This window comes from Cohnella faecalis (genome assembly GCF_003570905.1).
Lineage (GTDB): Bacteria > Bacillota > Bacilli > Paenibacillales > Paenibacillaceae > Cohnella > Cohnella faecalis.
On record NZ_QXJM01000053.1, the window covers coordinates 1 to 13,476 of the forward strand.

The following is a 13,476-nucleotide window of genomic DNA, read 5'->3' on the forward strand; positions in this document are numbered from 1 at the left end:
TTTTGCCCGGCGCAACGTTTACTTCTGCGCGAACGTTGCGGACGGAACGAATCGCTTCCATCAGAAGCTCCATTTCCTTGACCGCATCCGGAGCTTCGAAAGCAGGATCGTACTTCGGCCACTCGGCAGGCGAGATTGTCTCGCGGCTCGTGCGGCAGATGCTGCCAATCTCTTCGGACAAAAACGGCATGAAAGGATGGAGCAGACGCTGGGTCGATCCAGCACGTAGGCAAGCACCGACTGCGTTCTTTTTTGGCTTCCGCGTTATCGCTCCACAGGTTCAGCTTGGCGAACTCGATATACCAGTCGCACAGATCGTCCAGATGAAATTATACAGCAGACGTCCGTCTCTCGAATTCGTAGGATCCATCATGCGGGTAATGTCGCGCGTCGTCTCGTGGAACGGTGCAAAATCAACGGTCGGCAGTCGAAAGCGGTCCGGTCAAATCGATATCGGATAACGGAGAGCCTTCCAGATTTCATAAGCGCGAATCGGGACGCGTTTCCATATTTTTATTGGCAAATTGCGCGCTTGCTCGACTTCTCCCAACGGAAACGAAGGTCTTGCCCCGGCGTGCTTCCCGTCGAAATCATGAAGCGCATCGCATCCGCGCCGTACCGCTCGATAACTTCGATAGGGTCGACGCCGTTGCCGAGCGACTTCGACATCTTGCGCCTTCGGAATCGCGGACGAGTCCGTGAATAAGCACGTCCTTGAACGGAATTTGCTCCGTAAATTCAAGGCGGTGAAAATCATCCGGGCAACCAGAAGTAAATAATATCGTAGCCGGTAACGAGAACGTCGGTCGGGTAATATCGTTGCAAATCTTTCGTGTCGTCAGGCATCCGAGCGTTGAAAACGCGCATAGCGCGGAGCTGAACACGTGTCGAGAACGTCCTCGTCCTGACGCCATGGAGAACCGGCTCGCCGGACCCTTCGGAGCTTCCATGCCGACGTGCAGCTCGCCGTTGCATCGTTGTACAGGCGGGAATGCGATGCCCCCACCACAGCTGACGGGAAATGCACCAATCGCGGACATTCTCATAATGCAAGTAAATTTTCTCGAAACGGTCGGGAACGAACTGGACTCCCGTACCCGATTTTTGCGAATCGATCGCTTTCTCAGCGAGCGGCTTCATGGATACGAACACTGCGTAGACAAATATGGCTCGACGACGCACGCTGCGCTCGCTGTGTGGCGACTGATGCACGTGCTCCTCGATTCGAATGCACACTTGCTGCTCCTGCAAATCCTTCACGATCGCTTTGCGGCACTCCGCCGGTCCATCCCTTGGTACGGACCCGCATTGTCATTCATGCGGCCGCTCTCATCCATCACGATGATTTGCGGCAATTGGTGCGCGCGCCCACTCGAAATCGTTCGGATCGTGCGCAGGCGTAATTTTGACGGCGCCGCTGCCGACTCCTTGTCGACATACTCGTCCGATAATCGGAATTTCCCGACTGACGATTGGGAGCAGAAGCATCTTGCCGATCAAATGCTTATAGCGCTCGTCTTCCGGATGAACCGCTACGGCCGTATCTCCCAGCATCGTTTCCGGACGCGTCGTCGCGACGGTCAGATGACGCTTCGTCTGCGAGCGGGTAGCTCAGATGATAGAGGTTCCCGTTCACTTCTTTGTATTCGACCTCGATATCGGACAGAGCCGTACGCGCCGCCGGATCCAGTTTGATGATCCGCTTCCCGCGATAGATCAATCCTTTGTCGTACAGACGAACGAACACTTCGCGAACCGCTTTGGAAAGGCTTCGTCCATCGTAAACCGTTCACGCGAGTAATCGAGGCTTAGGCCCATCTTGGCCCATTGGCTCCGAATCGTGCCGCGTAGTGTTCCTTCCAATCCAGACTTTCTCCAGGAACGCTTCGCGGCGTAATCGTAACGGCTTTTGCTTCCTCCTCGCGCAGCTTCTGCTCGACTTCGTCTGCGTGGCAATGCCCGCATGGTCGGTGCCGGGCAGCCAGAGCGCGTCGAACCCTTGCATTCTTTTGAAGCGAATCAGAATATCCTGCAGCGTGTAATCGAGAGCGTGGCCGATATGAAGCATGCCCGTCACGTTCGGCGGCGGAATGACGATCGTATATTTCGGTGCGTCGGGACGGCGTCCGCTTGGAAATAGCCGCCTTCGATCCAAGCGTCGTACCACTTTTTCTCGGCGCTAGTCGGATCGTAGGTTGTCGGCATTTCAAGATTGACCGATCTTGGGTTTCGGACATAAAAGATTAACCTCCAGCAGGCGATCTATTCTAAAACACAAAAACCTCCCGTCACAAAGGACGAAAGGTTAACTTCGTGGTGCACCTTAATTCGAACAGGCTTCCATTCGCGGGAACCGTTCGGCGCTTGGTGCAGGATAACGGCTGCAACCGTCCCGTCTTAGTCCAGCCGCAAAGGCGGTTCGAACGGGAAACTCCGGGGCGACTCGTACAAGCGTTCGTTCCTGCGGAAACCTTGCAGCGCCGTCTGACGGCGGTTCCGCTCTCTGTAGGGATTTCGCTCGCACTCTTCCTTTCACGTCTTTCTCTCCTATTCTACCGTCGCAAAAAGGAGTCACTGGGGCCGCCCAGCGTCGGCCCATCTTGGGCTCCTATGCGTCTCAACCCGGCTTAATGGGATTTCCGGTTTCCGGCGTCGTCAGCTTGTCGAAAAAACCGAGAGACTTGTCCGGTCAGGGGAACCCGAAGCGCCATAGCCGAACGAGGATGCTCCCCGAGCGTGCCGTTATCATATACGGAACGATATAGCCCATTCCTCCTTTTCCTTAGAGGAATCATATAATCGTCGATCATTCTCAAGATCGGCCGGAGGCTGTATTTGGCAGGGTTGAGCCGGGCGGCCAGCAGCTCCGTCGGACAATTCCCGGCTCGTCCCATCGTAGACGGAGCCGTCCAGCAGCTCCACGCCTTTCTCGGCGCATAGCAGCGTATTGGCGAACGCCAGCTGCTTGTTGTGCATATGGGCTCCAGCCGTTTGTTCGGCAGAAGCTTACGAAACTTCTTTACCAAATAGCCGATATCGCTCGGCATCAGGCTGCCGTAGGAATCGACGATATACACGACGTCTACGACGCTGTCGTTGACAAGGCCGAACGCGCTGTCGAGCTGATGTTCTTTGACGCCGAAGCGCCATGATATTCAGCGTCGTCTCGTAACCCGATCATGGAAAATGGAAATGAGCTCCAACGCCTTATCGACTTCATGAATGTAACAGGCGACCCGAATGAGATCGAGAACACTTTCCTCGCGCGGCAAAATGTCGTCAACGTCGACCCGTCCGATATCGACAAGCGCGGACAGCTTGGTGCTTCCTTTTCCGTAATGACGCCCGCAGCCAGTCGTCGTTCAGGAAACGCAAGGGCCCGATTTCTCGGCCCCGGCAGCAGCTTGGGCGAATTTTTATAGCCGATTTCCATATAGTCACGCCGGCTTCGTTCAAGCATCTATAGAGGTCCTCACGAAATCGACGCTGAAATCCAATTGTTCACGAGGGCGTCGCGAATTGTGCAATCGGACTTTATGATGACGTTTTTTTGCATCCATTGACGGTAAGCTCCTTTTGGCAAACCTTAATTTGATCCGATTAACGCGCCCGGCCTCTTTGGCGGGCGGCTTGGTCTGATCGGACTGCGCTTCTGCGGGGGCGGCTTTCGGACTTCGTTTGGTCTTCTTTTGAATACGGCTTTTTGCCGGGTCCCGCTTGCAGCTTTGGTTCGATTGACAGGGACCCGTTTCCTAGTCGTACGGGTTGCGCGCCGAACGCGATCGTGGACGCCGGCTTCGCACAGCGGCGGCAGCCGCGTTCGAAGGCTCGGACAGCGGAATTGGAGCCGCTGGTATCACGCTGTGACTATCGCAGGCAGCATCGGCTCGCTAGCAACGGCGACGATGGCATCTGTCGGCGCAAAATCCGCGATTGCAATGGCAGCTTCAGGCTTAGGATTGGGTGGCTCGATTGCTTCGACATGCGCAGGCGTATGAATCGGTTCCTGCAACATGCGTTGGCTCGGGAAGCTTCTTTTCGGCAATTGGCGGAGACTTGTGCATTCTCTGGCTCCCCGCTCAATCTGCGTGGCTCGTTCCTTTCGCTGCTTGTCGGTTGAGCAGTTCTTTGCGGATTTTGCGCTCCTTCGCCGGTTCGGGGGCTGTTTTCTCTGCCGGCTTCACAGGCTCGGACGGCTTCTTCTCGGCTTTCCGTTTGAGAACTTTGGACTCCGGCCGGTCGGAGCCGCGGAATTGCCGGGGACTGGCGGGAATGACGGCTGGCGCCAACGGAATTCTACATCAGAAGCGCCTCTGCGTTAGTCAATGGCTGCCAGTCGTCCGCACTCGTTCTGCTTCTTAATCAGTTCCTTCCGTATATTGGCGCCACTCCAGCTCCCGTCGTCTTTTGGCGAATCGGCTTCCCGGGCATCCTCTGTTGCTCGGCGTCAAATTTCTGCGGCCGGCGGTTCGATGGAATCGCGCTCGCCCTTAGAGGAATCGCTTCAATAGGCGATTGCGCGGCTCCGTTCCTTCATCGTCCACACGTATTCTCCTTGATAGTTATGAAAGCTTACACGCTATTCTTTTTTAGAAAGACTTACTTCCCTATCAATATGTCGGAACGCGCGCCTTCGGCATGTAAGGAGCGGAAAATGGCTTAAACCTAACACTAATAACGCTCGGTCACCACCGTGGAATGTGATTTCCATTTAGGAGGTTGATATATGGCACAGGAGGACTCGGCGACAAACGGCTGAAGAAGCCGTTAAGCTGCTGCGAAAAGGGGTGGACGGGGGATAAAAAGCGGCAAAGGACGCTTATGAACGCTTCGTCGAAATACGCGCCGCCAACCATCGGATGCGCTGATTGAGGCCTATTACGGCAGCGCGCTCGCATTGACGGGCGGGACGCCGTGAAACCGTTGGACAGGTCGGACAAAGCCCAGCAAGGATTGGACGCTCTGGATCGCGCGGTTGCGATGAACCGGAAAGAGCGGAAATCCGACTCATACGCGCGGGCGTGTGCTCGCGTCTCCCGAAGATTTTTTTCACGCGCACAAAAACGGCGTCGAGGATTTCGAATGGTTGCTGTCCGCATCGGACGGATCCAGGCTCGCTAATGATCGGCAGCTCATCCAGGTATTGCTCGATCTCGGCGCGGCATACGAAAAAACCGATAAACCGAAGAGGCGAAGGCGCTTGGAAGCGTCTCGCGCATTGGATCCGAATACAAGCATTTGGCGAAATAGATTCACGTACGGACATTATAGGGAGAGATTGGAATGGAAGGAAAGCACGGGGAAGACGGAAAAATATTGCTCATTATCGGCTTTATTCTCGGCGGCATCATCCTGATTCTGTTCATAGCAGCGATCATTGCGGGATGCTGAAAAGGCGAGAAAAAGCGCAATGGCCATAAAGGAGCTTCTCGGTGAACCGGATACGGCGGCGAGCTTGCCGTTCGCCTCGCCGACAAACGAGCAACGGCTTGCCGAGCATCGACTTGCATAATGAAGGAGTGGCGGGTAATGCGGAGGCCGTCAAGGAAGCCGACCGCGAGTTCGAGCGGCTGCGCCGAGACTGCCCCGGCAATCCGGTCGCGGACGCGTTCACGGCAGTGTAAAAGCGATGCTGGCGAGGGACGAGACCGACCTGGAGGAGCGATTTCTGAAGGCGATCGACGGTCTGTCGCTGCTTGACGAGGCGGTCGCCGCTTCCCTCAAGACGTAACAATCCGAATTCTTCGCGGCAAAGTCGCTTATTGGCTTCCCGAGCTGTATTCAACGGACGGAAACTACGATTGAAGACTACGTTTGTCGTCATCGACAAGGAGCTGCGCAGCCGGGAAGTCTCGACGGTGAAATCTATTTCGAATTGATCGACGAGCTTAGCCAAGCTACGGCGGCTGAATCGGCAGCGGGAAGCGGAATTATGCGGAGAAAGCTGCTCGTTCAGCGGGCGAACCGGCGAATGAAGCAAACGGGAACTATCACTTAAAGGGAGGCGGATTTCGACTTGTCGTCCTTAATATCGGAAAAAGGGAATACGCAGATGCTGAAAAAAAAGGCGGCCGGGCTTACCCGGAAAGCTCTCAATCGGAACTATCGCTGATGCCCTCCTTCACGCGTTCGAGTACGGGCTGGATCTGGCGATTCGTCTTCATCATCAGGGCATCGAGGGTGATGCGAATGCGTCAGAAAGCGAACATCGCTTTCCAGCGATTGCGCGACGGACATCCGGCATCCTATCGCGGACGCTTACATGGCAGCGTCATGGCCTTGAATGCTGCGAGACGAAATGTGATGCAGAAGATGCAATTGGCGAAACGCGGCTCGAACTGCTCGACCAGGCGGTAGATGCTTCTCGAATAGCGGAGACTAGGAAGTTTACCGATTTGCCCGGTAAATGATGAGGAATGCTGAGGTAAACGATTCGTACGCGGGCAATGGGTAACTTCCTAGGTCTCCGCGATATCGAGAGCATGCTACCGCTGGTCGAGCGTTCGAGGCCGGTTTCGCAATTGCATCTTCTGCATCACATTCGTCTCGTCTCGAGCCATCAAGGCATGACGCTGCATGGTAAGCGTCCGATAGGATGCGGATGTCGTCGCGCAATCGCTGGAAAGCGGATGTTCGCTTTCTGACGGCATTCGCATCACCCTCGATGCCTGATGATGAAGACGAATCGCCAGATCCAGGCCGTACTCGAACGGCGTGGAAGGGAGGGGCATCAGGCGATAGTTCGATTGAGAGCTTTTCCGGGTAAGCCGGCCGCTTTTTTTTCAGCATCTGCGTATTCCTTTTTCCGATATTAAGGACGACAAGTCGAAATCGCCTCTTTAAGTGATAGTTCCGTTTGCTTTCATTCGCCGGTTCGCCGCGCTGAACGAGCAGCTTTCTTCCGCATAATTCCGCTTCCGCTGCCGATTCAGCCGCCGGTAGGCTGGCTAAGCTCGTCGATCAATTCGAAATAGATTTCACCGTCGAGACTTCCGGCTTGCGCAGCTCCTTGTCGATGAAACAACGTAGTCTTCAATCGTAGTTTCGTCGTTGGAATACAGGCTCGGGAAGCCAATAAGCGACTTTGCGCGAAGAATTCGGATTGTTACGTCTTGAGGGGAAGCGGCGACCGCCTCGTCAAGCAGCGACAGACCGTCGATCGCTTCAGAAATCGCTCTCCAGGTCGGTCTCGTCCTCGCCAGCATCGCTTTTACACTGCCGTGGAACGCGTCGCGACCGGATTGCCGGGGCAGTCTCGGCGCAGCGCTCGAACTCGCGTCGGCTTCCTTGACGGCCTCCGCATTACCGCCACTCTTCATTATGCAAGTCGATGGCTCGGCAAGCGTTGCTCGTTTGTCGGCGGAGGCGGAACGGCAAGCTCGGCGGCCGTATCCGGGTTCACCGGAAGCTCCTTTATGGCCATTGCGCTTTTCTCGCCTTTTTCAGCATCGCGCAATGTCGCTGCTATGAACAGAATCAGGATGATGCGCCGAGAATAAAGCCGATAATGAGCATATTTTTTCCGTCTTCCCCGTGCTTTTCCTTTCCATTCCAATTCTCCCTATAATGTTCCGTAGTGAATCTATTTCGCAAATGCTTGTATTTCGGATCCAATTGCGCGAGACGCTTCCAAGCGGCTTTCGCTCTTCGGGTTTATCGGTTTTTTCGTATGCGCGCCGAGATCGAGCAATACCTGGATGAGCTGCGATCAGTTAGCGAGCCTGGATCCGTCCGATGGCGGGACAGCAACCATTCGAAATCCTCGACGGCCGTTTTTGTGCGGTGAAAAAAATTCTTCGGGGAGACGCGAGCACACGCCCGCGCGTATGAGTCGGATTTCCGCTCTTTCGGGTTCATCGCAACGCGCGATCCAGAGCGTCCAATCTTGCTGGGCTTTGTCCGACCTGTCCAACGGTTTCACGGCGTCCCGGCCGTCAATGCGAGCGCGCTGCGTAATAGGCCTCAATCAGCGCATCATGGGTTGGCGGCGCGTATTTCGACGAAGCGTTCATAAGCGTCCTTTGCCGCTTTTTTATCCCGTCCACCTTTTCGCAGCAGCTTAACGGCTTCTTTCAGCCGTTTGTCGCGGAGTCCTCCTGTGGCATATATCAACCTCTAAATGGAAATCACATTCCACGGTATGGTGACGAGCGTTATTAGTGTTAGGTTTAAGCCATTTTCCGCTCCTGTACATGCCGAGGCGCGCGTTCCGACATATTGATAGGGAAGTAAGTCTTTCTAAAAAAGAATAGCGTGTAAGCTTTCATAACTATCAAGGAGGAATACGTGTGGACGATGAAGGAACGGAGCCGCGCAATCGGCCTATTGAAGCGGATTCCTCTAAGGGCGAGCGCGATTCATCGAACCGCCGGCCGCAGAAATTTTGACGCCGGAGCAACAGGAGGATGCCCGGGAAGCCGATTCGCCAAAAGACGACGGGGAGCTGGAGTGGGCGCAATTTATACGGAAGGAACTGATTAAGAAGCATGGAACGAGTGCGGACGACTGGCAGCCATTGATAACGGCAGAGGCGCTTCTGATGTAGGAATTCCGTTGGCGCCAGCCGTCATTCCGCCAGTCCCGGGCAATTCCGCGGCTCCGACCGGCGGCGGAGTCCAAAGTTCTCAAACGGAAAGCCGAGAAGAAGCGTCCGAGCCTGTGAAGCCGGCAGAGAAAACAGCCCCGAACCGGCGAAGGAGCGCAAAATCCGCAAAGAACTGCTCGACCGACAAGGAGCGAAAGGACGAGCCACGCAGATTTGAGCGGGGAGCCAGAGAATGGCACAGTCTCCGCAATTGCCGAAAAGAAGCTTCCCGAGCCAACGCATGTTGCAGGGAACGCGATTCATACGCCTGCGCATGTCGAAGCAATCGAGCACCAATCCTAAGCCTGAAGCTGCCATTGCAATCGCGGATTTTGCGCGACAGATGCCATCGTCGCCGTTGCTAGCGAGCCGATGCTGCCTGCGATAGTCGACAGCGTGATACCAGCGGCTCCAATTCCGCTGTCCGAGCCTTCGAACGCGGCTGCCGCCGCTGTTGCCGAAGGCCGGCGTCCACGATCGCGTTCGGCGCGCAAGCCCGTACGGACTAGGAAACGGGTCCCTGTCAATCGAACCAAAGCTGCAAGCGGGACCGGCAAAAAGCCGTATTCAAAAGAAGACCAACGAAGTCCGAAAGCCGCCGCCCGCAGAAGCGCAGTCCGGATCAGGACAAGCCGGCCGCGCGAAAGAGGCGGGCGCGTTAATCGGATCAAATTAAGGTTTGCCAAAAGGAGCTTACGTCAATGGATGCAAAAAACGTCATCATAAAGTCGTCGATTGCACAATTCGCGACGGCGGCTCGTGAACAATTGGGATTTCAGCGTCGATTTCGTGAGGAGCCTCTATAGATGCTTGAACGAAGCCGGCGTGGACTATATGGAAATCGGCTATAAAATTCGCCAAGCTGCTGCCGGGGGCGCGAGAAATCGGGCCCTTGGCGTTTCCTGAACGACGACTGGCTGCGGGCGGTCATTACGGAAAAGGGAAGCACCAAGCTGTCCGCGCTTGTCGATATCGACGGGTCGACGTTGACGACATTTTGCCGCGCGAGGAAAGTGTTCTCGATCTCATTCGGGTCGCCTGTTACATTCATGAAGTCGATAAGGCGTTGGAGCTCATTTCCATTTTCCATGATCGGGGTTACGAGACGACGCTGAATATCATGGCGCTCTCGGGCGTCAAAGAACATCAGCTCGACAGCGCGTTCGGCCTTGTCAACGACAGCGTCGTAGACGTCGTGTATATCGTCGATTCCTACGGCAGCCTGATGCCGAGCGATATCGGCTATTTGGTAAAGAAGTTTCGTAAGCTTCTGCCGAACAAACGGCTGGGAGCCCATATGCACAACAATTTGCAGCTGGCGTTCGCCAATACGCTGCTATGCGCCGAGAAAGGCGTGGAGCTGCTGGACGGCTCCGTCTACGGGATGGGACGAGCGGCGGGGAATTGTCCGACGAGCTGCTGGCCGCCGGCTCAACCCTGCCAAATACAGCCTCCGGCGATCTTGAGAATGATCGACGATTATATGATTCCTCTAAGGGAAAAGGAGGAATGGGGCTATATCGTTCCGTATATGATAACGGGCACGCTCGGGGCATCCTCGTTCGGCTATGGCGCTTCGGGGTTCCCTGACCGGGACAAGTCTCTCGGTTTTTTCGACAAGCTGACGACGCCGGAAACCGGAAAATCCATTAAGCCGGGTTGAGACGCATAGGAGCCCAAGATGGGCCGACGGCTGGGGCGGCGCCAGTTGACTCTTTTTGCGGGACGGGTAGAATAGGAGAGAAAGACGTGGAAAGGGAAGAGTGCGAGCGAAATCCCTACAGAGAGCGGAACGCCGGTCAGACGGCGCTGCAAGGTTTCCGCAGGAACGAACGCTTGTACGAGTCGCCCCGGAGTTTCCCGTTCGAACCGGCCTTTGCGGCTGGACTAAGACGGGACGGTTGCAGCCGTTATCCTGCACAAGCGCCGAACGGTTCCCGCGAATGGAAGCCTGTTCGGAATTAAGGTGGCACCACGGAAGTTAACCTTTCGTCCTTTGTGACGGGAGGTTTTTGTGTTTTTTAGAATAGATCGCCTGCTGGAGGTTAATCTTTTATGTCCGAAACCCAGATCGGGTCAATCTTGAAATGCCGACAACCTACGATCCGACTAGCGCCGAGAAAAAGTGGTACGACGCTTGGATCGAAGGCGGCTATTTCCAAGCGGGACGCCGTCCCGACGCACCGAAATATACGATCGTCATTCCGCCGCCGAACGTGACGGGCATGCTTCATATCGGCCACGCTCTCGATTACACGCTGCAGGATATTCTGATTCGCTTCAAAAGAATGCAAGGGTTCGACGCGCTCTGGCTGCCCGGCACCGACCATGCGGGCATTGCCACGCAGACGAAGGTCGAGCAGAAGCTGCGCGAGGAGGAAGGCAAAAGCCGTTACGATTACGGCCGCGAAGCGTTCCTGGAGAAAGTCTGGGATTGGAAGGAACACTACGCGGGCACGATTCGGAGCCAATGGGCCAAGATGGGCCTAAGCCTCGATTACTCGCGTGAACGGTTTACGATGGACGAGGCCTTTCCAAAGCGGTTCGCGAAGTGTTTCGTTCGTCTGTACGACAAAGGATTGATCTATCGCGGGAAGCGGATCATCAACTGGGATCCGGCGGCGCGTACGGCTCTGTCGATATCGAGGTCGAATACAAAGAAGTGAACGGGAACCTCTATCATCTGAGCTACCCGCTCGCAGACGGAAGCGGTCATCTGACCGTCGCGACGACGCGTCCGGAAACGATGCTGGGAGATACGGCCGTAGCGGTTCATCCGGAAGACGAGCGCTATAAGCATTTGATCGGCAAGATGCTTCTGCTCCCAATCGTCAGTCGGGAAATTCCGATTATCGGCGACGAGTATGTCGACAAGGAGTTCGGCAGCGGCGCCGTCAAAATTACGCCTGCGCACGATCCGAACGATTTCGAGGTGGGCGCGCGTCACCAATTGCCGCAAATCATCGTGATGGATGAGAGCGGCCGCATGAATGACAATGCGGGTCCGTACCAAGGGATGGACCGGGCGGAGTGCCAAAGCGATCGTGAAGGATTTGCAGGAGCAGCAAGTGTGCATTCGAATCGAGGAGCACGTGCATCAGGTCGGCCACAGCGAGCGCAGCGGTGCGGTCGTCGAGCCATATTTGTCTACGCAGTGGTTCGTATCCATGAAGCCGCTCGCTGAGAAAGCGATCGATTCGCAAAATCGGGTACGGGAGTCCAGTTCGTTCCGACCGTTTCGAGAAAATTTACTTGCATTGGATTGAGAATGTCCGCGATTGGTGCATTTCCCGTCAGCTGTGGTGGGGGCATCGCATTCCGCCTGGTACAACGATGCAACGGGCGAGCTGCACGTCGGCATGGAAGCTCCGGAAGGGTCCGGCGAGCCGGGTTCTCCATGGCGTCAGGACGAGGACGTTCTCGACGTGGTTCAGCTCCGCGCTATGGCCGTTTTCAACGCTCGGATGGCCTGACGACACGAAAGATTTGCAACGATATTACCGACCGACGTTCTCGTTACCGGCTACGATATTATTTACTTCTGGGTTGCCGGATGATTTTCACCGCCCTTGAATTTACGGAGCAAATTCCGTTCAAGGACGTGCTTATTCACGGACTCGTCCGCGATTCCGAAGGGCAAGATGTCGAAGTCGCTCGGCAACGGCGTCGACCCTATCGAAGTTATCGAGCGGTACGGCGCGGATGCGATGCGCTTCATGATTTCGACGGGAAGCACGCCGGGGCAAGACCTTCGTTTCCGTTGGGAGAAGGTCGAGCAAGCGCGCAATTTTGCCAATAAATATGGAACGCGTCCCGATTCGCGCTTATGAATCTGGAAGGCTTCTCCGTATCCGATATCGATTTGACCGGACCGCTTTCGACTGCCGACCGTTGGATTTTGCACGGTTCCACGAGACGACGCGCGACATTACCCGCATGATGGATTCCTACGAATTCGGAGAGACGGGACGTCTGCTGTATAATTTCATCTGGGACGATCTGTGCGACTGGTATATCGAGTTCGCCAAGCTGAACCTGTGGAGCGATAACGCGGAAGCCAAAAAGGAACGCAGTCGGTGCTTGCCTACGTGCTGGATCGGACCCAGCGTCTGCTCCATCCTTTCATGCCGTTTTTGTCCGAAGAGATTTGGCAGCATCTGCCGCACGAGCCGGGCGAGACAATCTCGCTTGCCGAGTGGCCGAAGTACGATCCTGCTTTCGAAGCTCCGGATGCGGTCAAGGAAATGGAGCTTCTGATGGAAGCGATTCGTTCCGTCCGCACGTTCGCGCAGAAGTAAACGTTGCGCCGGGCAAAAAGATCGAGCTGCTCATCAAGCCTGCGGGAGAAGCGGAGCTTGAAATCATGCTTCGCAACGAAGGATTATTTGCGCCGCTTCTGCAATACGTCGCAGCTTGCGATCGATGCCTCGCTATCGCGCCGGACAAAGCGATGTCGGCTATGATGACGGGCGCGGAGCTTTATTTGCCGCTGGCGGACTAATCGATATCGGCAGGAAATCGCCCGTTTGGAGAAAGAGCTTGCGGCGCTGAATTCCGAGGTAGAGCGTGTCGAGAAAAAGCTCGGCAACGAAGGCTAATCGCCAAAGCGCCTGCTCACGTCGTGGAGGCAGGAGCGGGCCAAGGGCGACGATTACCGCGACAAGCGGACAAGTGCTGGCTAGGATCGCCGAGCTGCGGGGATGATGGAGGCATGGCAACGATGAACGATCAACAATCGGAGATACAGCCGGTTTCCGAACGGCGGCGGAAGCGATCGCTGGATAACCGGGCTTATGCGAGGTAGATAAGGCCGGGGCTCGGGCGAATGGAACTGCTGCTCGAGCGGTTGGGGCATCCGGAACGCAGACTTCAATTTATTCACGTGGCGGGTA

At 55.6% G+C, this 13,476-nt stretch carries 11 protein-coding genes and 4 pseudogenes; 4 read left to right on the plus strand and 11 right to left on the minus strand.

Annotation, left to right across the window (positions count from 1 at the left end; genetic code table 11):
- The 8 genes and pseudogenes from D3H35_RS33125 to D3H35_RS28100 form a co-directional block, all read right to left on the minus strand.
- The coding region (locus D3H35_RS33125) for a class I tRNA ligase family protein (RefSeq protein ID WP_233568206.1) at positions 1 to 190 on the minus strand (190 nt) is incomplete at its 3' end.
- 323 nt (positions 191 to 513) lie between these two features.
- Positions 514 to 669 carry a class I tRNA ligase family protein gene (locus D3H35_RS33130; protein ID WP_233568207.1) on the minus strand — a complete coding sequence of 52 codons (156 nt, stop codon included), beginning with the start codon at positions 667 to 669 and terminating at the stop codon, positions 514 to 516.
- Between the two features lie 84 nt (positions 670 to 753).
- Positions 754 to 1,260: a class I tRNA ligase family protein gene (locus tag D3H35_RS34365; RefSeq protein WP_325050178.1), complete on the minus strand. Its 507-nt coding sequence runs from the start codon at positions 1,258 to 1,260 to the stop codon at positions 754 to 756.
- Positions 1,261 to 1,329: 69 nt separating this feature from the next.
- A complete protein-coding gene (locus tag D3H35_RS34370) occupies positions 1,330 to 1,554 on the minus strand; it encodes a hypothetical protein (protein ID WP_325050179.1) in 225 nt (74 codons plus the stop codon).
- Positions 1,505 to 2,068 (minus strand): annotated as a pseudogene (locus tag D3H35_RS34375) (class I tRNA ligase family protein). Before D3H35_RS34375 ends, D3H35_RS34370 begins: the two are co-directional and overlap by 50 nt.
- Before the next feature lie 549 nt (positions 2,069 to 2,617).
- Positions 2,618 to 3,556 (minus strand): annotated as a pseudogene (locus D3H35_RS28090) (aldolase catalytic domain-containing protein).
- A gap of 300 nt (positions 3,557 to 3,856) precedes the next feature.
- Complete coding sequence (locus D3H35_RS31020; RefSeq protein WP_158594319.1) at positions 3,857 to 4,015, minus strand: hypothetical protein; 159 nt, start codon at positions 4,013 to 4,015, stop codon at positions 3,857 to 3,859.
- Positions 4,016 to 4,079: 64 nt separating this feature from the next.
- A complete protein-coding gene (locus D3H35_RS28100) occupies positions 4,080 to 4,289 on the minus strand; it encodes a hypothetical protein (RefSeq protein WP_119152417.1) in 210 nt (69 codons plus the stop codon).
- A 1,143-nt stretch (positions 4,290 to 5,432) separates the two neighbouring features.
- Here D3H35_RS28100 and D3H35_RS28110 point away from each other — a divergent pair.
- Entirely contained in the window at positions 5,433 to 5,624 is a 192-nt protein-coding gene (locus D3H35_RS28110; protein ID WP_119152419.1) for a hypothetical protein, read from the plus strand.
- Between the two features lie 1,353 nt (positions 5,625 to 6,977).
- On the opposite strand, the gene D3H35_RS28115 is transcribed toward D3H35_RS28110, so the two are convergent.
- Entirely contained in the window at positions 6,978 to 7,319 is a 342-nt protein-coding gene (locus tag D3H35_RS28115) for a hypothetical protein (RefSeq protein ID WP_119152420.1), read from the minus strand.
- 1,064 nt (positions 7,320 to 8,383) lie between these two features.
- Here D3H35_RS28115 and D3H35_RS31025 point away from each other — a divergent pair.
- The gene (locus D3H35_RS31025) at positions 8,384 to 8,545 is read left to right on the plus strand and encodes a hypothetical protein (protein ID WP_158594320.1); all 162 of its coding nucleotides are present in this window, start codon (positions 8,384 to 8,386) and stop codon (positions 8,543 to 8,545) included.
- 338 nt (positions 8,546 to 8,883) lie between these two features.
- Here D3H35_RS31025 and D3H35_RS28130 read toward each other — a convergent pair whose 3' ends face one another.
- A complete protein-coding gene (locus tag D3H35_RS28130; protein ID WP_147355968.1) occupies positions 8,884 to 9,270 on the minus strand; it encodes a hypothetical protein in 387 nt (128 codons plus the stop codon).
- Here D3H35_RS28130 and D3H35_RS28135 point away from each other — a divergent pair.
- Together D3H35_RS28135 and D3H35_RS28140 are read left to right on the plus strand one after the other, a co-directional pair.
- Positions 9,264 to 10,247: pseudogene (locus tag D3H35_RS28135) on the plus strand (aldolase catalytic domain-containing protein). The gene D3H35_RS28130 and the pseudogene D3H35_RS28135 sit on opposite strands and share 7 nt — an antisense overlap.
- A 424-nt stretch (positions 10,248 to 10,671) precedes the next feature.
- A pseudogene (locus D3H35_RS28140) lies at positions 10,672 to 13,266 on the plus strand (valine--tRNA ligase).
- On the opposite strand, the gene D3H35_RS33150 reads toward D3H35_RS28140, so the two are convergent.
- Positions 13,263 to 13,476 (minus strand): hypothetical protein (locus tag D3H35_RS33150; protein ID WP_233568210.1); only part of this gene is annotated, 214 nt, incomplete at its 5' end. The pseudogene D3H35_RS28140 and the gene D3H35_RS33150 overlap by 4 nt on opposite strands.